Raw genomic sequence first — 24168 nt, forward strand, 5'->3', positions numbered from 1 at the left:
AGGGGGATACGGATTTGAAGTTTATATTAATACCTGATTCATTTAAGGGGACGTTGAGTTCCAGCCAGATTTGCGCAGTGATGGATGAGAAGATAAAAAAGCATTTTCCCGACAGCCGGACCGTCTCCATACCTGTTGCAGACGGGGGAGAGGGCTCCGTGGATGCCTTTATCACGGCAGTGGGCGGCGTTAAGGAATATGTCACGGTTAAGAATCCCTATTTTGAGGACATGGAGTCCTATTTCGGGCTGATAGACGGAGGGCAGACAGCTGTCATCGAGATGGCGTCCTGCGCAGGGCTTCCCCTGGTGGAGGACAGGAAGGATCCAAGGCTTACCACCACCTATGGGGTGGGGCAGCTGATTCTTGCGGCGGCCGGTAAGGGGGTAAAGAAAATCATTGTGGGCCTGGGGGGCTCCTCCACCAATGACGGCGGCTGCGGCGCCGCGGCCGCGGCGGGTATCAGGTTTTATGACAGGGGCGGCAGGGAATTCATTCCCACCGGCGGAACCACTGCCGATATCGACAGAATCGACCTGTCAGGAAGGGACAGTCTCCTGGAACAGGTGGAAATCGTTACCATGTGCGATATTGATAATCCCATGTACGGACCTGCGGGAGCCTCCTTTATCTTCGGCCCCCAAAAGGGAGCGGATGAGGCCATGGTCCTTCAGCTGGACGAGGGAATCAGGAATTTGAGCAGGGCCATTGCCCAGGCAACGGGCACCGATATAAGCCAGGTGCCGGGAACCGGGGCAGCCGGAGCCATGGGAGCAGGTATGATTGCATTCTTTGGTTCCAGGCTTCAGATGGGGATTCAGACCGTGCTGGATACGGTGAAGTTTGATGAAATCATAGGCGACGCGGACTATATCCTTACAGGCGAAGGAAAGCTGGATTCCCAGAGCCTTCGGGGCAAGGTAGTGATTGGAATTGCAAAGAGGGCTAATAAGCAGGCCAAAGCCGTGATTGCGGTGGTAGGCGGGGCAGATGACGACGAGATAGGAAAGGCCTACGATATGGGCGTGACAGCGGTGTTCCCCATTAACAGGCTTCCTCAGGATTTTTCCGTCAGCAGGCACCGCAGCCAGGAGAACCTGGCTTATACGGTAGATAATATTATCAGGCTTATAAAAGCCGGACAGGGGGAACATTAAGTATGAAGATTTTACAGGCAGTTAAGAAGATTCCGGGAGGATTGATGGTAGTACCGCTGCTTCTGGGAGCAATTGTCAACACCTTTTTCGGAAATGTTTTGTGGAGCGCCTTTGACGGTACATTCACTACATATCTGTGGAAATCAGGAGCCATGCCCATTCTGGCTGTTTTTATTTTCTGTAACGCCACTACCATTAATTTTAAAAAGGCCGGCGTTACGGTATATAAAGGCATGCTTATCACGGCAGTAAAAGTTGGAGTGGGTATTATCATCGGACTGATCTGCGGTACTCTTTTTGGAGAGAAGGGTTTCCTGGGTCTTTCCACCCTGGCTATTGTAGGCGCTCTGGCTAACTCCAACGGCGGACTGTACGCGGCCCTGGCCGGAGAGTACGGAGATGCGACCGACGTAGGCGCCGTTTCCATTCTTTCCATCAATGACGGCCCCTTCTTTACCATGGTTGCCCTGGGAGCCGCCGGTGTTGCCAAGATACCCATGTCTATCCTGATAGGCTGTATTGTCCCTGTCATCGTGGGATGCATACTGGGCAACCTGGACGAAGATATCCGCAAGTTCTGTGAACCGGGCGCCACCATGCTGATTCCCTTCTTCGCATTTCCTCTGGGGGCGGGACTGAACATCATGAACCTGTTAAAGGCAGGAGGCCCCGGAATCCTTCTGGGCGTTGCCTGTACCCTGATTACCGGTCTGGCGGGCTATCTGGTTTATAAGCTGCTGCGCATGGACCACCCGGAAGTGGGCGGAGCCATTGGAACCACAGCCGGCAACGCGGCTGCCACGCCGGCGTCGGTAGCAGCTGTGGACGCCACACTTCTGGCGGTGGCGGAGGCCGCCACTGCACAGATTACCGCTGCTATCATTGTGACAGCTATCCTTTGTCCCGTATTAGTTTCTTATCTGCATAAAATAGAGGTGCGTAAGCGTGGAAGATAGAAAAATAATAGGTATTACCATGGGTGACCCGGCCAGCATAGGCCCCGAGATTACCGTGAAGGCCCTGGCCGACCAGTCCATATACGAAGCATGCAGGCCCATTGTTGTGGGAGATGCCTGTGTCCTGGAAGCCGCGCTGAAAATCGTGGGACATGAGGAAATGACTGTCCGGGCAGTAAAGGATGTGAGGGATGCTGTTTTTACCCACGGTACCATAGACGTACTGGACATGGGTCTGGTTTCCATGGATGAACTGGTGCGGGGGCAGGTGTCCGCCATGTGCGGGGACGCCGCGTTCCATTATGTGAAGAGGGTAATTGAACTTGCCATGGACGGACAGGTGGATGCCACTGTCACCAATGCCTTCAATAAGGAGGCTGTGAATCTGGCAGGACACCACTATTCCGGCCACACGGAGATTTATGCTGATTTGACCGGAACCAAAAACTATACCATGATGCTGGCCCATGAGAACGTGCGGGTGGTCCATGTGTCCACCCATGTGTCCCTGCGGGAGGCCTGCGACCGGGTTAAGAAGCAGCGCGTGCTGGATGTGATCCGGATTGGGGACAGGGCATGCAGGGAGATGGGGATTGAGAACCCCAGGATTGCAGTTGCCGGGCTGAATCCTCACAGCGGGGAGCACGGCCTGTTCGGGCAGGAGGAAATCCAGGAGATCATTCCTGCCATTGAGGCTGCCAGAGCAGAGGGAATCCAGGCCGAGGGCCCTGTGCCCCCGGATACCGTGTTCTCCAAGGCCAGAGGCGGCTGGTATGACATCGTGGTGGCCATGTATCATGACCAGGGACATATCCCCCTTAAGGTGGCGGGATTTGTATATAACCAGGAGAGGCAGGCCTGGGACGCGGTGGCCGGCGTAAACATCACCCTGGGACTTCCCGTCATCCGTGTATCCGTGGACCATGGAACGGCCTTTGACCAGGCGGGAACAGGAACAGCCAGCGAGCTGAGTCTGAAGAATTCTCTTGAGTACGCAGTCATGTTTGCCAGGAACCGGAAGTAGTATAGTGTATGCACGAATCCCCCGATTACAGCACAAACATCCGGGCTGTCATCAATTCATTGATGGAGCGGGCGGTATAGGAGACCGTAAAATCATCTGTCATCACCATTCCGGGATAATAGGAAGCCCTCAGCGCCCGGAAATGGTCTTTGAAGTTGATTTCCATGACAATGGTTTCAGGTACCTCCAGATGGCAGGTATCCTTTGCGAGAAGGGCATTCTTTGCGCCTTCCTCGATGAGCTCCTGGGCCATCTCCGGCACCAGGTTGACGGTGGCCGCGCCCATGCCCTCCTTCACTGCCACTGCAGTGATGCGGGGATCGTACTCATGAACATGGCTGCAAAGATTTTTGTCGCCGCTGATGAATACAGATGGTACGCCCAGGGATGCGCCCACATAGGCGTGCATGAGAAATTCCGAAGCCAGCCTGCCGTTGAATTTAATGTAATTGGTCTTGCGGTTCATGGTGTGGGCCAGGGGGCTGCCGTTGGTACCGGCAGGAGAGTGGTATCCCACGAACATAAGGGCGTCAAAGCTCCCGTCCAGACCGCAGACCATGGAATCCGGGGAGTACTTCCAGCCCAGTATGATTTTTGCCTCCCTGGGCAGAAGGGAGATATCCATGTTCCTGCCGGATTCATGGGCATCCTTTATGTAAATTTCTGTTGCACCGGCTGCCAGGGCTCCCCTGCATGCCGCGGCTGCCTCCAGGGTCATCTCCCTGGCCATGGGCCCGTGTTCCAAATCACCTAAGTTGGTTGAACTCCAGGAAGTGGAGCCGGCCACCCCCTCAAAGTCCACACTGATATAAACCTTCATAATGTCATTCCTCCTGTATTCTGGTTATTCTAAGTAAGATTCCGCTTTAACAGCCTTAAAGCCAGTTCCGCCTGCAGCTCCACCCCCAGCTTAAGACAGGCTTCGTCGATATCGAAGTCCTGGCTGTGAAGGGGGGATGTAATGCCTTTTTCTTTGTTGGCGCATCCCAGATGATAGAATACTCCCTTTGCCTTTTCAAGGAAAAATGAAAAGTCCTCCACTCCCAGGCTTGGGAATTTTTTTGGATGTATGTGTTCGCTGCCAAGGACATCTGTGGCTGCCTCCACCAGCACATCCACGATTTCGTCTGAGTTTATGAGGGCGGCATATCCCGGGACAATGACAACCTCCCCGCTTCCTCCCATGGCCTGGCAGGTACAGCTTACCTGCCGTGTCATGGCGTCAATGATTTTCCGTCTCATGTCAGGGTCCGTGGTGCGCAGGGTGCCGGTCATCTCTGCTTCGCCTGCCACAATGTTGCCGGCGGTCCCGCCGTGTATGGTCCCCAGCGTGAGGACGGCGTTGTCCAGGGGAGAAATGCAGCGGCTTACCAGGGTCTGCAGGCTGTTTATGACAGCGGCAGCCATGACAATGGCATCCACTCCCGTATCAGGATAGGCGCCGTGGCAGCTCTTTCCATGGACCTTTATGTGAATCTCATCTGAGGAGGCATTTAAATCGCCGTAGCGGATTTCAATTTCTCCTGTCTCGTGGGTGGGCATCACATGGAGTCCGGTGACGTAGTCCACGTGGGGATGTTCCATACAGCCCGCTTCCACCATGGGAAGGGCTCCCCCCGTGGTCTCCTCCGCGGGCTGGAAGAAGAACTTTACACACCCGGACCATTCGCTCCGGGTTTCCATCAATATGCGGGCCGTACCCAGGGCAATGGCCACATGGGCGTCATGGCCGCAGGCGTGCATATGGCCGGGATTTAAGGAACAGCAGGGGCGGGAGGAGTCCTCTGTCAGAGGCAGGGCATCCATGTCGGCGCGGAGTGCCACCGTATTGCCGGAGCCGGGCTTCCCGCCCTGGATCATGGCCACGATTCCCGTACCGGCCACAGGGAATTGGTAGGAAATGCCCCATTCATCCAGAAGGCCGCGGATATGGGCGCTGGTCCAGTGCTCCTTAAAACCCGGTTCGGGATGCCGGTGCAGATCCCTGCGAATCTGTACCAGCTGCGGGTATAATTCTTCTGTCCGTTGTTTTATATTCATGGTGTCATCCTTTCCGGAAAATAGTCTGCTGTCCTTACATTTTCTCCGCCCACATAGACCCTTGGAGGCCGTCTGGTAAGCCGTGACACGATTTCGTTTTTATTGGTGCCTGCCAGACGGCTGACCGCGTCTATGTCCAGCGTGTTTCCTGTTCCGTCGCCGTATATGATAACCTGGTCCCCTATCTGTGCATCAGGCACATCGGTCAGGTCTATCATGCACTGGTCCATGCATATGATTCCGATCACCGGGACCTGTTTTCCCCTGAGGGTTACCATGGCTTTGCCGCGCAGGTTCCGGGGATAGCCGTCCGCGTAGCCAAAGGGCAGGGCAGCCACCCTGGTGTCCCGCGGCGCGGTCCACAGGTAATCGTAGCTTACCCCCTGGCCTTTAAAAACCGGGGTGATGTGGCTGATGCGGGTCTTAAAGGTCAGGGCCTGACGAATGTCAAGCTGTCCCTTGTGGAAGCCCTTTAACCCGTATACAATGGCTCCGGCCCGTATCATGTCCAGCCTGTATTCAGGAAAATCAACGGCGGCAATGCTGTCGGCAATGTGTTTATATGGGAAATGGCAGCCCTCGCGCTCCAGTTCAGTGACAGCATCCATGAAACACCGGAACTGGACTTGGTTGGACTCGTCGTCCTTCAGGGCCAGATGGGAGTAAATGCCCTCCGGTTTCAGCCAGGGCATGGTGCAGATTTGGCGGATTTCGTCCAGGCTTTCCGGGCAGTCAGGGAATCCGATGCGGTGAAAGCCGGTGTCGTATTTGATATGTATGACAGCCTGCTGCCTTTTTTCTGAGGCCAGGCGGTTAAGGAGCCTTGCCTGGGCCAGGGTGTCAATGGTCTGGATGATGCCGTATTCCAGCACATAGGGCAGCAGCCGGTCCGGTGTCAGCCCCATAATTAACACGGGGTAGCGGGGATAGGCCTGCTTTAGCTCCACAGCCTCGGAGAGGGTAGCCACTGCCAGCAGGCTGGCTCCGTTTTCCATGATGGCAGGCGCAATACCCAGGGCGCCGTGGCCGTAGCCGTCCGCCTTCACCACTGCCGCAACCTGGGTGCCGGGGCCGGCCATGGCCTTAATCTGCCTCACATTGAAGGCGATGCGGTCCAGATCCACCTCCACCACCGTATCTCTCATTATCTCATTCAGAACAGGGATTTCCATGTGATTCATACCTTCTTTCCATCTCGCGGCTAAAAACAGGGGTAAAAATCTCATCCGGTCCGGTAATCCGGCAGCCGCAAATTTAATTATAGGTATTTCTGCCAGAAAATGCAATGTGAAACTGAGCCCTTTTTATTGACTTTTAACCTGTCAGTAGGTATAATTTTTAATTAAGTACGTCGGGCGAAGGCGCAGTGAACTTACTGTTCTTTAAGTCGCCTTTTTTTTATACACAGGGCGGTTCAGCCCGATTTCAGCTTATCTAAGATAAAGGTGGTATGGCAATGGCAAAATACATAATCAAGCGATTGGTAGCAGGCATGTTATCTCTATTTATTCTTATTACCATTACATTCTTTCTGATGCATGTCATTCCGGGAGGTCCTTTCAGTCCGTCTGAGCAAAGGAATGTGCCGGAAAAAATCCTGGAGCAGATTTCCGAAAAATATGGTCTCAACGACCCGCTTCCGGCCCAGTATGTCAGGTATCTTGGCAACCTTCTTCACGGGGACATGGGGACTTCCTTTAAAAAACAGGACACCACGGTCAATGAGCTTATAGCCAACGGCTTTCCGGTATCGGCAAAGGTGGGGGCGCTGGGAATCGCGGTGGCCCTTGCGGCGGGAATTCCGCTGGGAATCGTGGCCGCTGTGAAGCGGGGAAAGCTGGCGGACGGCGCTTCCATGGTGCTGGCAACCATCGGCGTGTCGGTGCCCAGCTTTGTGTTCTGCGTGCTGATGATGTATGTATTCTGCGAAAAGTGGAAGATATTCCCCTCCTATGGACTGACTTCGTGGAAGCATTATGTGCTGCCGGTGTTCTGCATGGCATTCTCCCAGGTGGCCTATATCACCCGTCTCATGCGATCCAGCATGCTGGAGACCATGCGCCAGGATTACATACGGACAGAGCGCTCCAAGGGAGTGCCGGAATGGGAGGTCATAGGCAAGTATGCCCTTAAAAACTCTGTTCTTCCGGTGGTGACCTATGTGGGTCCGCTGGTGGCCGCGCTGCTCACCGGTACGTTCATCATTGAGAAGCTGTTCAGCATCCCGGGACTGGGCCGCTATTTCATATCCGCCATCACGGACAGGGATTATTCTGTTACACTGGGACTTACCGTGTTCTTAGGCGTGATGATTATTGGTTGCAATCTGATTGTTGACATCATGTACGCTGTGATTGACCCAAGAGTAAAGATAACGGAGTAGGTGAAGAGGATGGAAGAGAGAGTTGAATTTACCATGTCGGATGTGATTCCGGAGGAACTTCTGGCGGGACTTTCCGACACAGAGCGGGAGATGGAATCCATTAACCGCCCCAGCATCTCCTACTGGAGGAACTGCTGGATACGGCTTAAGAAGGATAAGCTGGCCATGCTGGGTATTGCCATTGTGGTCATTATGACATTGGCGGCTATATATGTACCCATGTTTTCTCCTTATACATATGACCAGACGGATTTTGGAAATGCCCTCCAGTGGCCTAACAGCGCCCACTTGTTCGGAACAGACAAAATGGGACGTGATATTTTCGTCAGGACCATGTACGGGGCCCGTATCAGCCTGTCCATCGGATTTGCGGCAGCGGCCATCAACATGGTTATAGGCGTGCTCTACGGCGGCATATCAGGCTATGTGGGAGGAACTGCGGATATTATCATGATGCGTGTGGTGGATATCCTGACCGGCATTCCCAGCCTGATTTATATGATTTTAATTATGATGTTTCTGGGAAACACCATACAGAGCATCCTGATTGCCATGTGCCTTACCTACTGGATTACCACGGCCAGGATGGTCCGGGCCCAGATACTGACCCTGAGAGAGCAGGACTTTGCCCTGGCAGCCAAGGTCAGCGGACTGAGCAAATGGCAGATACTGATTCATCATCTGATACCCAACAGCATGGGTTCCATCATCGTGACGGTCACGTTCCTGATTCCGTCAGCCATATTCCAGGAGGCATTTTTAAGCTTTCTGGGCATCGGCATCCAGGTGCCGAAGGCCAGCTGGGGAACCCTGGCCAATGACGCCATAGAATATCTGTTTTCATATCCGTATCAGATGCTGTTTCCGGCGCTGGCAATCAGCATCACCATATTTGCCCTGAACTTCATCGGTGACGGGCTGCGGGATGCTCTGGACCCAAGACTTAAGAAATAGGTGGATGAACATGATGGAAGATACAATATTAGAGGTAGAGAACCTGCGTACCAGTTTTACCACAGACGCAGGCAGCGTGCAGTCCGTAAGGGGCATCACTTTCCGTGTGGGGAAGGGAGAGAGCCTGGGAATCGTGGGGGAATCCGGCTGCGGAAAAAGTGTGACCATGCTGTCAATCATGGGACTGCTGGAGGACAACGCCTCCCGGCAGGCGGATGCACTGCTCTTTGGCGGTGAGGATCTGCTTAAGAAGTCTCCGAAGGAAATGAGGAAGATTCAGGGAAACAGGATTGGCATGATATTTCAGGACCCCATGACCAGTCTGAATCCCCTGTTCACTGTAGGGGAGCAGATTCGGGGGCCTCTGATGCGCCATCAGAAGCTTTCCAGAAAGGAAGCCGAGGCAAAGGCCCTGGCCATGCTGGAAGCAGTAGGGCTTCCCAGCCCGGAGCGCAGGCTGAAGCAGTATCCCCATGAGCTCTCAGGCGGTATGCGCCAAAGGGTGATGATAGCCATAGCCATGTGCTGTAAGCCGGAGCTTCTCATAGCAGACGAGCCTACCACGGCATTGGATGTGACCATACAGGCCCAGATTCTGGAACTGATGGCCCATATGAAGAATGAGTTTAATACCTCCGTCATACTGATTACACATGACCTGGGCGTTATATCCAGCCTGTGTACCAGGGTTATTGTCATGTATGGGGGATTAATCATGGAAGAAGGGAATATCGAGGATATTTTCTACCGGACCGGCCATCCCTACACGGCAGGACTTCTGGCCTCCATACCAAAGAGGACAAAGGAGAAGCTGGTGCCAATCTTCGGCACGCCGCCTGACCTTTTGAACCCGCCAAAGGGATGTCCCTTTGCGGCCCGGTGCTCCCGCGCCATGAAGCTTTGCGCGGTCCGCCAGCCGCCCTTTTGCGACCTGGGTAACGGACATATCAGCGCCTGCTGGCTTCACAATGAATCGGTGAAAGCCCGGATGGGGGAGGTGAAGCTGTGATGGCTCAATGTACTGATACCAATAGCTGTATCGAAGTAAATGATTTAAAGATGCATTTTATGCTGAAAAGCGGTCTTTTTTCCAAGCCAAAGGTGCTAAAGGCAGTGGACGGAGTCTCTTTTTCCATTGAGAAGGGCCGTACCATGGGATTGGTGGGGGAATCTGGCTGCGGAAAAACCACGGTGGGCCGCACCATCCTTAAGCTGTACCAGGCAACCGCGGGTCAGATTCTCTATCAGGGAACGGACATCACCGGACTGAGCGACAGCCAGATGGTTCCCTACAGGAAGAAGATGCAGATGATATTCCAGGACCCTTACACCTCCCTGGACCCAAGGAAGAACATAGGCGACATTATAGCCGAGCCCATATGGGCCATGAAGCTGCACACGGGGAAGGATAAGAATGACCGCGTCAGGGAGTTAATCGAGATGGTCGGCCTGAAACCGGATCATATTAACCGGTATCCTCATGAGTTTTCAGGCGGACAGAGACAGAGAATCGGCATAGCCAGGGCATTGGCCGCGGAGCCGGAGTTCATTGTGTGCGATGAGCCCATATCAGCTCTGGATGTATCCATACAGGCCCAGGTCATCAATATTCTGGAGGAACTGCAGGATAAATTTCATTTCACGTATCTGTTCATTTCCCATGACCTGTCCATGGTGCGCCATATCTCGTCGGAGGTAGGCGTCATGTACCTGGGCAGCCTGATTGAGTACGCCCGGGTGGATGAGCTGTATGACAATATGCTCCATCCCTACACCCAGTCCCTGATTTCCGCAGTGCCTGTGGCGGACCCAAAGCTGGCTAAGGAGAACAAAAGAATCATTCTGGAAGGGGATGTGCCCTCGCCCATTAATCCGGCTCCCGGCTGTCCCTTCAGAAGCAGGTGCCGTTACGCAAAGGATATCTGCTCCCAGGCAAAGCCGGAGTTGAAAGCGGTCAATGACAAACATAAGGTGGCCTGTCATCTTTTTGATTAGGCGAATGGGGCCAGATTAACATGAGCAGAAGCATGGGGCCAGAAGCATGTGACGGTTCCGGCGGTCAGGAATTCATTTGACTGGGCGCCGGTGGCATATATCGCGCTTAGCGGCCGGAGAACGCCCGCTGGGTGCCCATAAGAAGGAGGAGTGGAATGAGAAAGAATTTAAAAGTATTACTGAGTCTTGTGATGGCTGCTTCCATGCTGGCAGGGTGCGGCGGACAGAAATCTGAAAAACCGGCTGAGAGCGGGGCTGCGGAGCGGACCGCTCAGGCTTCGGGAGGGAAGGAAGACGGCACCGGCAGCGAGGGCGGAAAGGTTATGACCTACGCCATGCAGAAGGAGCCTGAGACACTGGACCCTACCATGAACAACTATGCCACATCATCCATTGTTCTTCAGAATCTGTTTACCGGCCTGATGCAGATTGGCCCGGACGGCGGCCTTATCAATGGATGTGCTGAGAAGTACGAGATGAGTGAGGACGGACTGGAATACACCTTTACACTGAGGGACGGCCTGAAATGGTCAGACGGTTCCCCTCTGACGGCCGGCGACTTTGAGTATGCCTGGAAGCGCACCCTGGCGCGGGATACGGCATCTCCCGGCGCATGGTATCTGTTCTATCTGAAGAACGGCGAAGCATATAATGAGGGAAAGGCATCTGCCGGGGATGTGGGCGTCAAGGCCGAGGACGACAAGACGCTGAAGGTCACCCTGGAGAACCCCACCGCTTATTTCATCGACCTTACAGCTGTCACCGCTTATTTTCCGGTGAAGAAGGATGCGGTGGAAGGGCAGGAGGCCTGGACCAAGTCGGCGGACACCTATGTAAGCAACGGAGCGTTCCGGCTGAAGGAAATCAATCCCCAGGCCAGCTATGTGCTGGAGAAGAATCCGGAATACATTGACGCAGATACAGTGAAGCTGGCCGGCGTGAATATTGTGTTTATCGAGTCCGCAGAGGCAGCGCTGTCCGCTTACAATGCAGGAGAGGTGGACGTGGTGGACAATACCATCATCCAGACCCAGGCACAGTCACAGTACGGGGGAAGCGACGAGCTTAAGTCCTATGATCTCATAGGAACCTGCTATTATGACTTTAACTGCGAGAAAGACTACCTGTCGGACGCGCGGGTGAGGAAGGCGCTGGCAATGTCTCTTAACAGGGATGTCATCAACCAGTCCATCGTTGCCTCCAGGCCGGAATCATCCTATGCTTTTGTGCCTCACGGCATTCCCTATGAGGGCTCCGGCGAAGATTACCGCACCACGGTGGGCAGCCTGTTCACAGAGGATGTGGAAGCTGCAAAGGCGCTTATGGAAGAAGCAGGATATCCGGGCGGAGAGGGATACCCCACACTGACTCTGATTACCCAGAACGACCAGGAGAAAAAGGACGTGGCCCAGGCAATGCAGGCTATGTGGAAGGAAAATCTGGGCGTGAATGTGGAGATTGTTACCTTTGAGCCAAAGGTATACTGGGATGAGCAGACGGCCGGCAGTTTCGATATCTGCTATGACGGCTGGACCGGCGATTATCCTGACCCCAGCACTAATCTGGACTGCTTCCTTCTCCAGAGAAATGAAACCCAGTGCCGCTGGCTGAACGATGAGGCCAAGGAATACGACAGCATGATGAAAGAGGCCAGGAGCCTTACAGACAACAAGAAGCGCATGGAGCTGTTTGAGACAGGCGAGAAGCTTCTGATGGAGGAGATGCCCATACTGCCTCTGTATTACCGCAATGCACAGCTTCTGGTAAAGCCGGGATGCGAGGGCGTTATCAAGACCTATATTGGACATACGATATTTAAATATGCTGATAAGCAGTAGGCACGGTGAGAGAGCCAGGCCATAGTCATTAAGCGAAGCAGGATTGCCCACGCCCGGAAATCAGAGCGTGGGCGGCTTTTTGGCTGGAGAGTGCCGGATAATTGCTTTCTGACACTCTGTGGATTAAGGATGAAAGGACGGATTGAGACAGATGGTATTTCCGGAGAGGTTGAGGGAAGGGGACACGGTGGGGCTGGCGGCCCCTGCGTTTCCCGTAAAGGAAGAGGAGAGGGATGGCTGCGTAAAGCTGCTGGAGGGCATGGGGTACCGGGTAAAACTGGGCACATGTCTTGAGAATATGTATAATTTTCATAATTATCTGGCGGGGGATGCCTGTGTCCGGGCAGAGGACATAAACCGCATGTTTGCGGATTCACAGGTGAAGGCGGTTTTCTGCGTGCGGGGAGGCTATGGCAGTTCCCAAATCATGAAATACCTGGATTTTGACCTGGTGAAGGAAAATCCCAAGATTTTCGTTGGATACAGCGACATAACAAACCTGCACTCAGTATTCCAGATGTTTGGGAATCTGGTCACCTTCCACGGCCCCATGGTGTGCTCCAATATGCTGAAGGATTTTGACGACTACACCAGGTCCGGCCTGTTTGCAGCCCTCAATATGGAGGAGGAGCTGGAGTTTCGGAACCCGCCCGGGGAGGAAGGCTTTAAGACCATCCGGGGAGGGACGGCGGCCGGCATTCTGGCAGGCGGAAATATATCCGTGCTGGCCAGGGCCTGCGGCACCTTCTATCAGCTGGACACCAGGGATAAGATTCTGTTTCTGGAGGATGTGGAGGAAGGCATCGCCTCTCTTGACATGTATATCACACAAATGGAATACGCGGGGATGTTTGAACACGCGGCGGGAATTCTCCTGGGAGATTTTACGGACTGTACCCATGACCGGTATGACGGCACCTATCAGATAGAAGAATTCCTTCATGACCGCTTTGGAACCTTTGACTTGCCTGTGATGTATCATATCAGGTCAGGCCACGATAAGCCCATGGGAACCCTGCCCTTTGGCACCATATGCCGCATGGACGGGGATTATAAACGGATTCAATTTTACCGGAAGCCACGGTAGATTTTGCGGCAAAATATGGCTTTGACGCAGCCTTTTTCAGCGCCGGAAACCGGTATTTGGAAAAGGCTGCGGAAAAGACTGCAAAAAGTACTGCAAAAAAGGACAAAAATTTAAAAAAGTGCTTGCAATCTCCACAGACATATGATAAACTATAGCTCGTTGACAGCAGTCGGCATGAAAGTGCAGAGTCACATCAAGGCTGTCAGAAGTTGTGAGTCTGTAGCTCAGTTGGATAGAGCAACGGCCTTCTAAGCCGTGGGTCGGGGGTTCGAATCCCTTCAGGCTCATTGAGCGTAAGCTCTGATGTTTCATAACTTATTATGGTGGGTGTGGCGAAGTTGGTTATCGCGCCAGATTGTGGCTCTGGAGGCCGAGGGTTCGAATCCCTCTACTCACCCTTTTCCCCTTTCCAAGTGTGGAAAGGGGATTTTTTTCTTGTTTTAGATACCGGTATATAATACCGTATAGCTAATGCATGCTTTGATACGAACAGCGCTGTTTGGGCTGGACGCCCTGTGGCGGCCCTTTCCAATTTCGGAGGCAATGGCGGCAATGCCGGCGTGGGTGTGGTGGAAGCATATCCGCAGGCAGATGTAAATCAGGAAAATAGGAATCCCCAATCAGCCAAATCAGGAATTCTGCAAAAGTGGGTTTCAAAAACTTGCAAACCGGTAAATTCTATGGTATTATAATTTGGCATGCCGGATCACTATACGGCTTGTTGGGCCGTCGCCAAGCGGTAAGGCACAGGACTTTGACTCCTGCACTCGAGGGTTCGAATCCCGCCGGCCCAGTACGATGGGGGAAAGTCCGCAGGGACGCCAGTTTAAAGGCGTTTCTGCGGGCTTTTCTTCTATAATAATGTTGCTGTACATGATAATATAATCCACATGGAGGCCGGAGGCTGTGGGAGGAGGAAAGAAGATGGAGAGAAAGAGAATCAGGGATTTTGGTATTGTGCCGGGCGTTATGAAAACCGGGCCTAAAAATAAGATTACAGACGTGCCGGGCGTGCTGGTAGGCCATAAGACAGTGAGAAGTGGAGACAGCAGGACCGGCGTAACGGTGATTGTACCGGGACCGGGAAATGTATTTGACCGCAAGTTCGTAGCTGCGGGATACGTGCACAATGGATTCGGCAAGACCTGCGGCCTGGTCCAGGTGGAGGAGCTGGGAACCCTGGAGACTCCCATTGCCCTGACCAATACCCTGAACGTAGGTCTGGCAGCCGACGCCCTGGTGGAGTATACTATCAGGCAGTGCGCAAAGGAGCAGGTGGAGGTCACGTCCGTAAGCCCGGTGGTGGGTGAGTGCAATGACTGTAAGATTAACCGGATTCAGCACAGGGCTGTGTCCATGGAGGATGTGATGGAAGCATTTTCACGGGCAGATGAGGATTTTGAGGAGGGTGATGTGGGCGCAGGCACGGGAACCGTGTGTTATGGCCTGAAGGGAGGGATCGGATCCGCCTCCAGAATCATGAGAATCGGCGGTAAAAAATTCACGCTGGGGGTTCTGGTGCAGTCCAATTTCGGGGCAACAGAGGATCTGGTCATAAACGGCATACGGGCCGGTGAGCGGATTCTGGAGGAAAAGGAAAGGCGCAGGAAGATGGCCGCCGCGGAACAGGACCAGGGGTCCATTATGACCATCGTCGCCACGGACCTGCCTGTCAGCGACCGTCAGTTAAAGCGCATCATCCGCAGGGCGGGTGTGGGCATTGCCAGGACAGGCGCCTACACCGGCCACGGCAGCGGCGAAGTGATGATTGGATTCACCACCGCGGGCCGTCTGCAGGGAAAGGATAGTCCGGAAATCATGACAAGCACATGTATCAGGGAGGACCTGATTAACGTGGCCTTCAAGGCAGCCGCGGAAGCTGTTCATGAAGCCATCCTGAATTCCATGACAGCAGCCGGACGCACCGGGGGACTGGCAGGGGAGGTGTATTACAGCCTGTCGGAGTTCCTTCCGCAGATTCTTAAACATTAATGACGAAGGGACATAAGTCCCAGCTCTGTTATCTCGCAGCCTCCCCTGGTGCGGTTGATGCGGATAAGCCCTTCTTCTGATAATTCTTTCAGCAGCCCCCGCAGGCGGCCGTCGCTTACTTCCACGCCGGCCTCTGCCAGGGTATTTTTTATGGCTCCACGGCCGATGCGGGGGGAGGCGGCTATGGCAGCCAGCACCCTGAGGCGGACCGGGCTGTGGTCCTGGCCGGATTTTCGCATCTGGTTCCTGATATAGGAGGGAAGCTGTGCCAGTATCAGGGGATGGGCAGCATAGTGGGAGAAGAAATAACGGGTCAGGTTATAAAGCTCCTGGACATTGCCCGGATAATCGTAGTCTATCAGGAAGTCAAAGAGACTGGAGGACAGGATGTCCCTGGCCATCAGGCTTTTGTTGTGGAACAGCTCGCGGAAGAACTGGTCCATAAGCAGAGGGATGTCCTCCCTGCGTTTCCTGAGCGGCAGGGTGTCGATGGAAGCCGCATTCAGCAGGAAGAACAGTTCTTCGCGGAACGTGCCCTGCTGTACCAGCTCGTACAGGTCCTGTCCGGCTGTGGCGATGATGCGTACATCAAAGGGGGAGAAGCGGGTTCCGAAGACATTTCCGGTCCGGTTGTCCTGAAGAATGTGAATCAGGAGCCCCTGAATCTCGGGAGACAGGTATTCGGCGCTGTTAATGAGCAGGGTTCCGTGGTTGGCTTCTTTAAACAGTTCCAGCATCTGGGAGAGCGGATCAGAGACAATCAGGGCTGCTCCTGACAGACCGGAGGTACCGCCCGGATCTGATAAAACGTCTGGTCCGGAAGCTCTGTTTGGTCCGGAACCACCGCCCGGTCCGGAAGTCCCGTTTATCCCTGCGGCCACATTAAGCCCCATGGGCATATTCAGGCAGACAAAGGGATGCTGCCTCCTGGAGGAGGTCTTGTGTATGGCCCTGGCCAGGAGTTTTTTCTGGGTTCCGCTCTCGCCCTGAATCAGCACGGGGAAGTCATAGAGGGAGAGCCTTCTGGCATATTCCAGGATGTTCTTCATAGACTCCGAGGCAGTGGTAAAGTTTGTGAACATGCTGTCCGCATATCTGGAATCAGAGAATACGGGATCCGGGATGGCAGGATAATCCCCGGTCCCGTCAGCCAGCACAGGACACGGCGCGCTGGTGAGCAGGTACAGGGGCTCGTGGTTGGGCAGCAGCAGTTCAAGGGAGCTGAGCAGGAGAGGCTTTCCGCTGCGGTTCATTACCTTGTAATCCGCGCTGTGACAGAAATCCATATCCTTACAGGGATGGGGCAGGAACCGTGACAGATTCCGGCCCGTGGTGCCTGTCTCCGGCAGCTCCAGGTCCATGGAGAATCTGCGGTTGACCATGTTGATTTCCCCGCGGACAGACAGAAGGCACAGACCTATGGGAAGATTGCTGATAACGGTCTGGAGAAGCTGGCGGGAATAGATGTAATCCTGGTAATAGGCGCTGGTCAGCTTGGCAATCTGCATGATGCTGTTCACATAGGCCTTGGTAATCTGGTTGGACAGGCTGGCGGGAAGATGGAAATACTCGCAAAGCTCATTGACCGTGGAGATGTCGATGATGCGGTTGCCAATATCAATGACATTGGTGATATGGCTGGGAACCAGCTGGGGCTCTCCTACGGTGATGGCATAGTGGATGGACTCGTCAGCCTGGATGCATCCCGGATAAAAGGGCTCAAACCGGTACTGCACCACTCCTGCCTCCTTCAGCTGTTCCATGATGGTGACAATGGAGTCATAGGTGTCATTAACGATGTAGACACGCTCGCCGGGCGGTATGCGGATGATTTGGTCCAGACAGGCATGGTTGAAGGTCCTGGTACAGATAATCTCCATGATCTCCTTTGGGATGGGGATAGGAAATTCAGACTGGACCAGGGGGCTGGAAAAAAGGATGCACTGGTAGCCCTTGATTTGATCCGGGCGCTGAACCTGCTCCAGACCAATTGTATCAAAGGCAATATAGGCTCCCAATATCTTGTGGAGATAACTCTGGAATTCAAGGCGTATGCTGGAATTGATGCTGACAATGAGCACATGGTATTTTGGCTGGCTTCTGTCCATGGGCCGTCCTCCTGAGTAATATTAGGTTGATTATATCAAAAATATTAGGATATAACAACCTAATGGCTTTAAATTTTAAATTGTAACGAATGCTTTACGGAAAAAAGAATGATTTATTTGACAAGGCAGCACAGAAACGTGTAAAATTATTGTAAGCAAGGATGCTTACAAAATGAGCGTGAGAGCTGTAGGTTTCCGGGCTTTTTTTGTATCATCACAAAAAGGAGGATATTCTATGAAGAAAAGCGGAAAGAAGCTGTGCGCCCTGGCACTGTCTGCTGCCATGCTGGGATTGACGGCATGTGGTTCACCATCAGGCACCAAAGATACGACCACGGTAGCTGCAGGCGGGGCGGCAGCTGCGGAAGAAACGACAGCAGCGGCAGCTGTTGCGGAGGGAGAGTCTGTTTCCCAGGACACGGATATTATAGGAGCAGTCAATGTGGACTTCACCACACTGGACCCCCTGGATACCAGCGACACCCTCTCAGGAGGCGTTCAGCGTCTTATCATGGACGGATTGTTTGGGTTTGACGACGAAATGAAAATCATTCCCATGCTGGCAACTGAGTATACGGCCAATGACAGCGCCACGGAGTTCACCATCAAGCTGAGAGAGGGCATCACGTTCTCTGACGGAACCCCATGGAACGCAGAGGCTGCCAGGGCCAACTTTGACCGTTGGGCAGATAAGTCCCTGGGACTTAAGAGAACCACATTGTTATGCAATATACTGGATACCACTACGGTTCAGGATGACTATACCATCGTAGTAAAGCTGTCCTCCCCCTTTGGCGCGTTCATCGAGACACTGGCCCATCCGGCCTGCGTGGTCATGAGCCCCAAGGTAATCGAGCAGGGATCACAGGCGTGCGCAGAGGCCCCCATCGGTACGGGACAGTATACATTTAAAGAGTGGATTCAGGGCGACCACCTTACGGTTGAACTGAACAAGGACTGGTGGGGCTATGACGCGGATATCTGCGGCGGCACGCCTCTGGCTGACAAGGACGCCGGCTTCAAGAGCATCACCTTAAAGCCTGTACCTGAGTCCGCCACCAGGGTTGCCATGATTCAGTCCGGCGATGCCCAGCTTATCTGGCCGGTACCGGATGAAAACCTGGCAGGACTTAAATCTGATCCTAACGTAATCGTGGGACAGGACCAGGGCCTGGTAGTCCGTTACCTGATGATGAACAACCAGAAGAAACCGTTCAATGACAAGAAAGTCCGTCAGGCCATCAACTATGCCATCAATAAGGACGCCTATGTGGCGGTTGTAAAGAATGGCAACTCCCAGCCCGGAACCTCTGTCATTGCTCCCAAGCTTCAGTACTACAAGGGAAATGATCCTTATCCATACGACATCGAGAAGGCAAAATCACTGCTTGCAGAGGCGGGTTATCCGGATGGCTTTAAGACAACCCTGATATTTGCCAACACTTCCGCAAACATGAAGCAGGGCGAGTTCTTAAAGCAGCAGCTTGCCGAGGTGGGTATCGATGTTGAGCTTATCAGCCTGGAGAGCGCAATCGTGAACGAGAAGATCCAGGATACGGACGCTCCCGGCGCAGAGGCAGAAGTTGATATGTATATCATCGGCTGGTCATCCTCTACCGGCGACGCGGACTGGGGTATCCGTCCACTGCTGGCAAAAGAGTCTGAGCCTCCTATGAGCTACAATATCTGCTATTTCGAGAACGATGAATTAGACGGATATCTGAAGGACGGCCTGAACACGGCTGACCGTGATAAGAGAGCAGAAGCATATGCCAAGGCTCAGGACCTGATTTGGGAAGAAAGTCCCCTGGTATGTCTGGCAACTGACTTCAACTCCTGGGCAACTTCCAATAAGATGGTAAATGTAAAGATGTTCCCAGATAACTGCCTTAATATCAGAAATGGTAAGATGACGAAATAAAAGGCTTAAGGGTCTGGCGGAGGGGGATTCTCTGCCAGACCTTTTTAAGATAAAATACAGGGTGTATACCCAATAATGATTTGAGAGGTGAGAGTCTATATGCTGAGATACATATGTAAAAGAGTTGTTGGAGTTATACCAACCCTGATTATCGTAGTTACGTTTGTATTCTTCTTTGTGCGCCTGATTCCCGGAGATCCGGCCAGGCAGGTGGCAGGGCCGCAGGCAACCAAAGAGGATGTGGAACTGGTAAGGGAACAGCTTGGCCTTAACAAGCCTCTTCCCCAGCAGTATGTCAGCTACGTGACAGGACTTGTGAGGGGGGATTTGGGCACATCGCTGAGAACCAAGCGCCCGGTGCTGACTGAGGTTCAGGGGCGGTACATGAATACGGTGCAGCTTACCCTTTTAAGTCTGACCTGGAGCGTGATTGCAGGGGTTCTTATCGGCGTCTGGTCAGGAAGAAACAGGAGCAAGTGGCAGGACTACACAGGAATGACGGTGGCTGTCTCAGGTATATCCATGCCCTCCTTCTGGATTGGGTTCATGCTTATCATGGTCTTCGCGGTCAAGTACAGGCTGCTGCCCACCACGGGGGCCGGCTCCTTTAAGAATCTGATTCTGCCGTCTATCACGCTGGGGGTCAGCATTGCGGCTATTATCGCCCGCTTTACCCGTTCCTCGGTCATCGAGGTAATGAAGGAGGATTACGTGCGTACGGCCAGGGCCAAGGGCCTGCGGGAAAAGACTGTTATCTGGAAACATGTGTTCCGTAACTGTATGATATCCGTTGTGACGGTTGTGGGACTTCAGTTCGGTTTTCTTCTGGGCGGTTCCGTTGTGACGGAAACTGTGTTCGCGTTTCCGGGACTTGGTTCCCTTTTGATTGAATCCGTGAACTACAGGGATTATCCTGCAATCCAGTCGCTGATTCTTATATTTTCCCTGCATTTCGTACTGATTAACCTGGTGGTGGATGTACTGTACGCAGTGCTGAATCCTGAAATTCAATTGAGCTAGAAGGGGGCGACAAAAGATGGCTAAGAATAAAGTGTTAACTGAAAGGACGGACATCAATACCCCGTTTTCAGAGTTTGTAAGAAAGTTCAAAAAACAGAAGACAGCCATGGCTGCCATGGTATTTCTGATATTCCTTGTAGTGCTGGCGTTTATCAGCTATAAGATTGCCCCTTATGGAATCAATGAATATGATTACTCTGCCATTATGCAGCCGCCTACGGCCGCCCATCTCTTTGGCACCGATGAATTCGGCAGGGATTTGTTTTCCAGGGTAATCTGCGGAACCAGGATATCCCTCAGCGTGGGACTGTTTGCCGTGACCGTGGGAATGATTGCGGGAACCATTATGGGACTTCTGGCCGGATATTACGGCGGCATCATTGATTCCATCATCATGCGCATCTGCGATGTGCTGCTGGCCTTCCCGGGCCTTATCCTGGCAATTGCCATTGTGGCCATCCTGGGAAGCGGACTTTATAATGTGGTAATCGCGGTTGCGGTGTTCAACATCCCCAAGTTTGCCCGTCTGGTGAGGGGCAATACACTGGAGACAAAGAACAGCGTGTTTGTCCAGGCTGCCCGCAACATCGGAGCAGGCGACATGCGCATCCTGTTCAAACATATCCTGCCCAGCGCCATTCCCAATATCATCGTACAGTACACCATGTCCATCGGAACCTCCATTATCACTGCTTCCAGCCTCAGTTTCCTGGGCATGGGCGCCCAGCCTCCCACGCCTGAGTGGGGACTGCTTCTGAGCAACGGACGTAACTACATGCTGACAAGCTGGCATATCACCCTGTTTCCGGGTCTTGCAATCTTCTTCACCGTGCTCTGCTTCAACCTGCTGGGCGACGGCCTGAGAGACGCGCTGGATCCAAAACTGACTGATTAGGAGTGGACTTATGGAGAATACGAATAATAATATTTTAGAGATTAAGAATCTGCACACCTACTTCTACACGGACAGCGGTGTGATTAAATCAGTGGATGGCGTGGATATTGAACTGAGAGAGGGAAGCACCCTTGGAATCGTGGGAGAGTCAGGCAGCGGCAAGAGCGTGACCGCCCTGTCCGTCATGGGACTTCTGATGGGAACCACGGGAAAGGTGGCCGAAGGGGAGATTCTGTTTGAGGGCCGCGATTTGACAAAGCTGGACGACGAGGAGCGCAGGAAGATGCGCGGGGAAAAGATTTCCATGATTTTCCAGGAGCCTATGACCAGCCTGAACCCTGTTATGAAGATTGGGGACCAGATTACGGAATGTATCCTGATGCACAACAACATAAGCAGGCAGGAGGCCTGGGACAAGGCTGTGGAGATGCTGAAGCTGACGGGCGTTCCCAGGGTGGAGCGCATGATGAAGGAATATCCCTTCCAGCTTTCCGGAGGACAGCGCCAGAGAGTCATGATAGCCATGGCCCTGGTGTGCAAACCGAAGATCCTCATAGCGGACGAGCCTACCACGGCACTGGACGTTACCATCCAGGCCCAGATTCTGGATCTGATGGAGAACCTGAAGCAGAAAACAGGAACCTCCATCCTGTTCATCACCCATGACCTTGGTGTGGTGGCGGAGGTTTGCGACGACGTGGTGGTCATGTACAGCGGCCGGGTGGTGGAGAAGGGGGATGTGAGGTCCATTTTCGCCAATCCGTCCCATCCGTATACCAGGGGCCTTCTGGCATCCATTCCCAAGCTGGGAGAGTATGCGGAGGAACTGGAATCCATACCGGGCAATGTCCCGAATCCAAAATACATGCCTCAGGGATGTAAATTCGCTCCCAGATGCTCCTGCGCCTTTGATAAGTGCAGGGAGGAAGAACCCGGCTTCTACGATGTGGGAGGAGGCCATATGAGCCGCTGCTGGCTCTGTGAAAAGAAAGGCGGTGACGCGTGATGGCAGATATCCTGCTGAATGTTGAAGGTATGAAAGTGTATTATCCTGTGAAGGGGGATTTTCGCAGCGGGCGTGAATTCGTCAAGGCAGTGGACGGCGTTTCCTTCGAGGTGCGAAGGGGCGAGGTGTTCGGCATCGTAGGTGAGTCGGGCTGCGGCAAATCCACATTGGGAAGGGGAATCTGCAAGCTGGAGACCCCCACGGCAGGTAAAATCGTCCTGTCCGGTGAGGATATCTCCTCCTATGGCAGAAAGCAGATGCGCTCTGTGCGCAAAAAGGTTCAGATGGTATTCCAGGACCCGTACGCGTCCCTGAATCCCAGGATGTCTGTATTTGACATCATCGCTGAGCCGTTAATCATACACAGTCTGACAAAGAGCAAGAAGGAAATGGAAGACCGTGTAATGGGGCTTCTGAGAAAGGTTGGACTGGATGATTACCACGCCAACCGGTATCCCCATGAATTTTCAGGCGGCCAGCGCCAGCGTATCGGAATCGCCAGGGCTCTGGCAGTTGAGCCGGAGCTGATTATAGCGGACGAGCCTGTATCGGCCCTGGACGTGTCCATCCAGGCCCAGGTGTTAAACCTGCTGCACCGGCTCCAGAAGGAGCTTAACCTGACCTATATATTCGTGGCCCATGACCTGAGCGTGGTGGAGCACATCAGCGACCGGGTGGGCGTCATGTATCTGGGGAATTTTGTGGAGGTGGGGGACAAGCGCAAGCTGTACAGCAATCCGCTTCATCCTTACACCCAGGCCCTGCTGTCAGCCGTACCGGTCCCGGACCCAACGGCAAAGAAGGAGCGCATCATCCTGGAAGGAAGCATCCCGTCGGCCTTAAATCCGCCAAGCGGCTGCAAGTTCCACACCAGGTGTCCCAAGTGTATGGACATCTGTAAGGAAAAGGCGCCGGAGCGCTACCAGGTATCGGACGACCATTATGTATACTGCCATCTCTATGATGACAAAATCAAGGAGAACAAGGGATGAAACTTTTTATCAGTGCGGATATAGAAGGGTGCGCGGGAGTGGCCCTGGCATATGAGACCCATAAGAATGAAGCAGCGTACAGGGAATTTGCGGGGCAGATGACCAGGGAAGTGGTGGCTGCCTGTGAGGCTGCCCATGAAGCGGGAGCTGACGAGATAGTGGTAAAGGACGGCCACGGGGATGCGGCTAACATTGATCCTCTCTGCATGCCGGATTACGTGACCCTGATTCGGGGCAAGAGCGGTCACCCCTATAACATGATGTCCGGCCTGGACGATTCCTTTGACGGGGTCATGTACATAGGATACCATGCCCCGGCAGGAAATCCGGGCTTTGCCATCAGCCACACTTCCACGGGAAACAGCCTGTACATCCGCTTAAACGGCAGCTGCATGAGCGAGTTCATGCTGAACAGCTACACCGCAGCTTCCCACGGGGTTCCGGTGCTGTTTCTGTCCGGGGACAGGACCATCTGCGACATGGCCAGGGAAATGGTGCCGGCTATCACCACGGCCGTGACAAAGACCGGTCTGGGTGCATCCACTTACTGTAAGGCGCCGGGGCAGGTGGAGGAATCCATCCGCCAGGGAGTGAAGAAGGCGCTGGCCGGGAATCTTTCCCGGTGCAGGGCAGCGCTTCCGGAGACATTTACATATGAAGTGACCTATAAAGACTGGAAGAAGGCATACCAGATGTCCTTTTACCCGGGAATGAGGGCAGTGGACACATTTACCAACAGGCTGGAGACATCCAGATGGATGGATGTGGTGACGGCCCATTGCTTTGTGGTGTATTAAAGC

Annotated in this window: 20 protein-coding genes and 3 tRNA genes; 19 read left to right on the plus strand and 4 right to left on the minus strand. The window is 53.5% G+C overall.

All coding sequences use genetic code 11. From position 1 onward, the window contains the following. Window positions 1–14: 14 nt before the first annotated feature. The 3 genes from LA360_RS22750 to pdxA are packed head-to-tail and all read left to right on the plus strand — an operon-like array spanning window position 15 to window position 3137. Window positions 15–1157, plus strand: a complete 1143-nt coding sequence (locus LA360_RS22750) for a glycerate kinase family protein (RefSeq protein WP_022202691.1) — start codon at window positions 15–17, stop codon at window positions 1155–1157. 2 nt (window positions 1158–1159) lie between these two features. After that, window positions 1160–2113 carry a 2-keto-3-deoxygluconate permease gene (locus tag LA360_RS22755; RefSeq protein ID WP_002586036.1) on the plus strand — a complete coding sequence of 318 codons (954 nt, stop codon included), beginning with the start codon at window positions 1160–1162 and terminating at the stop codon, window positions 2111–2113. A 19-nt stretch (window positions 2114–2132) separates the two neighbouring features. Continuing rightward, on the plus strand, window positions 2133–3137 hold the full coding sequence (gene pdxA / locus LA360_RS22760; protein WP_022202690.1) for a 4-hydroxythreonine-4-phosphate dehydrogenase PdxA: 1005 nt from the start codon (window positions 2133–2135) through the stop codon (window positions 3135–3137). 25 nt (window positions 3138–3162) lie between these two features. On the opposite strand, the gene LA360_RS22765 is transcribed toward pdxA, so the two are convergent. Genes LA360_RS22765 through alr form a run of 3 tightly spaced genes read right to left on the minus strand, consistent with a single transcriptional unit; the run spans window position 3163 to window position 6349 of the window. Continuing rightward, window positions 3163–3957 (minus strand): M55 family metallopeptidase, encoded by a 795-nt coding sequence (locus tag LA360_RS22765; RefSeq protein ID WP_057571684.1) that lies wholly within the window; start codon window positions 3955–3957, stop codon window positions 3163–3165. Window positions 3958–3986: 29 nt separating this feature from the next. Further along, the gene (locus LA360_RS22770) at window positions 3987–5177 is read right to left on the minus strand and encodes a M20 metallopeptidase family protein (protein WP_112482896.1); all 1191 of its coding nucleotides are present in this window, start codon (window positions 5175–5177) and stop codon (window positions 3987–3989) included. Further along, window positions 5174–6349 carry an alanine racemase gene (gene alr / locus LA360_RS22775; protein ID WP_057571685.1) on the minus strand — a complete coding sequence of 392 codons (1176 nt, stop codon included), beginning with the start codon at window positions 6347–6349 and terminating at the stop codon, window positions 5174–5176. Before alr ends, LA360_RS22770 begins: the two co-directional genes overlap by 4 nt. Window positions 6350–6633: 284 nt before the next feature. Here alr and LA360_RS22780 point away from each other — a divergent pair, with 284 nt between their 5' ends. From LA360_RS22780 to LA360_RS22825, 10 genes are all read left to right on the plus strand, one after another. Next, window positions 6634–7560 carry an ABC transporter permease gene (locus tag LA360_RS22780; RefSeq protein ID WP_022202686.1) on the plus strand — a complete coding sequence of 309 codons (927 nt, stop codon included), beginning with the start codon at window positions 6634–6636 and terminating at the stop codon, window positions 7558–7560. A gap of 9 nt (window positions 7561–7569) precedes the next feature. After that, a complete protein-coding gene (locus LA360_RS22785; protein ID WP_057571686.1) occupies window positions 7570–8514 on the plus strand; it encodes an ABC transporter permease in 945 nt (314 codons plus the stop codon). Window positions 8515–8524: 10 nt separating this feature from the next. Beyond that, a complete protein-coding gene (locus tag LA360_RS22790) occupies window positions 8525–9523 on the plus strand; it encodes an ABC transporter ATP-binding protein (protein WP_057571687.1) in 999 nt (332 codons plus the stop codon). Continuing rightward, window positions 9523–10509, plus strand: coding sequence for an ABC transporter ATP-binding protein (locus tag LA360_RS22795; protein WP_057571688.1), 987 nt, complete (start codon window positions 9523–9525; stop codon window positions 10507–10509). Before LA360_RS22790 ends, LA360_RS22795 begins: the two co-directional genes overlap by 1 nt. A gap of 155 nt (window positions 10510–10664) precedes the next feature. Then, entirely contained in the window at window positions 10665–12347 is a 1683-nt protein-coding gene (locus tag LA360_RS22800; RefSeq protein ID WP_022202683.1) for a peptide ABC transporter substrate-binding protein, read from the plus strand. A 151-nt stretch (window positions 12348–12498) separates the two neighbouring features. Continuing rightward, window positions 12499–13434, plus strand: coding sequence for a S66 peptidase family protein (locus LA360_RS22805; RefSeq protein ID WP_022202682.1), 936 nt, complete (start codon window positions 12499–12501; stop codon window positions 13432–13434). A 213-nt stretch (window positions 13435–13647) separates the two neighbouring features. Continuing rightward, window positions 13648–13721 (plus strand) — tRNA-Arg (locus LA360_RS22810). Window positions 13722–13757: 36 nt separating this feature from the next. Further along, a tRNA-His gene (locus LA360_RS22815) sits at window positions 13758–13831 on the plus strand. A gap of 325 nt (window positions 13832–14156) precedes the next feature. Then, a tRNA-Gln gene (locus LA360_RS22820) sits at window positions 14157–14228 on the plus strand. A gap of 130 nt (window positions 14229–14358) precedes the next feature. Next, window positions 14359–15426 carry a P1 family peptidase gene (locus LA360_RS22825; protein WP_022202681.1) on the plus strand — a complete coding sequence of 356 codons (1068 nt, stop codon included), beginning with the start codon at window positions 14359–14361 and terminating at the stop codon, window positions 15424–15426. On the opposite strand, the gene LA360_RS22830 is transcribed toward LA360_RS22825, so the two are convergent. Then, the gene (locus tag LA360_RS22830) at window positions 15423–17534 is read right to left on the minus strand and encodes a sigma 54-interacting transcriptional regulator (RefSeq protein ID WP_022202680.1); all 2112 of its coding nucleotides are present in this window, start codon (window positions 17532–17534) and stop codon (window positions 15423–15425) included. The genes LA360_RS22825 and LA360_RS22830 overlap by 4 nt on opposite strands. 235 nt (window positions 17535–17769) lie before the next feature. Between LA360_RS22830 and LA360_RS22835 the strand changes: the two genes are divergently transcribed. The 6 genes from LA360_RS22835 (at window position 17770) to LA360_RS22860 (ending at window position 24165) form a co-directional block, all read left to right on the plus strand. After that, window positions 17770–19455 (plus strand): glutathione ABC transporter substrate-binding protein, encoded by a 1686-nt coding sequence (locus LA360_RS22835; protein ID WP_112482894.1) that lies wholly within the window; start codon window positions 17770–17772, stop codon window positions 19453–19455. Between the two features lie 99 nt (window positions 19456–19554). After that, window positions 19555–20475, plus strand: a complete 921-nt coding sequence (locus LA360_RS22840; protein WP_002586050.1) for an ABC transporter permease subunit — start codon at window positions 19555–19557, stop codon at window positions 20473–20475. A gap of 16 nt (window positions 20476–20491) precedes the next feature. Then, window positions 20492–21370: an ABC transporter permease subunit gene (locus LA360_RS22845; RefSeq protein ID WP_022202678.1), complete on the plus strand. Its 879-nt coding sequence runs from the start codon at window positions 20492–20494 to the stop codon at window positions 21368–21370. 10 nt (window positions 21371–21380) lie between these two features. Beyond that, the gene (locus LA360_RS22850; protein WP_022202677.1) at window positions 21381–22376 is read left to right on the plus strand and encodes an ABC transporter ATP-binding protein; all 996 of its coding nucleotides are present in this window, start codon (window positions 21381–21383) and stop codon (window positions 22374–22376) included. Then, the gene (locus LA360_RS22855) at window positions 22376–23368 is read left to right on the plus strand and encodes an ABC transporter ATP-binding protein (RefSeq protein ID WP_022202676.1); all 993 of its coding nucleotides are present in this window, start codon (window positions 22376–22378) and stop codon (window positions 23366–23368) included. Before LA360_RS22850 ends, LA360_RS22855 begins: the two co-directional genes overlap by 1 nt. Then, complete coding sequence (locus LA360_RS22860) at window positions 23365–24165, plus strand: M55 family metallopeptidase (RefSeq protein WP_022202675.1); 801 nt, start codon at window positions 23365–23367, stop codon at window positions 24163–24165. The genes LA360_RS22855 and LA360_RS22860 overlap by 4 nt, the downstream gene beginning before the upstream one ends. Window positions 24166–24168: the final 3 nt, after the last annotated feature.

The sequence above is a fragment of the Enterocloster clostridioformis genome (genome assembly GCF_020297485.1).
Lineage (GTDB): Bacteria > Bacillota > Clostridia > Lachnospirales > Lachnospiraceae > Enterocloster > Enterocloster clostridioformis.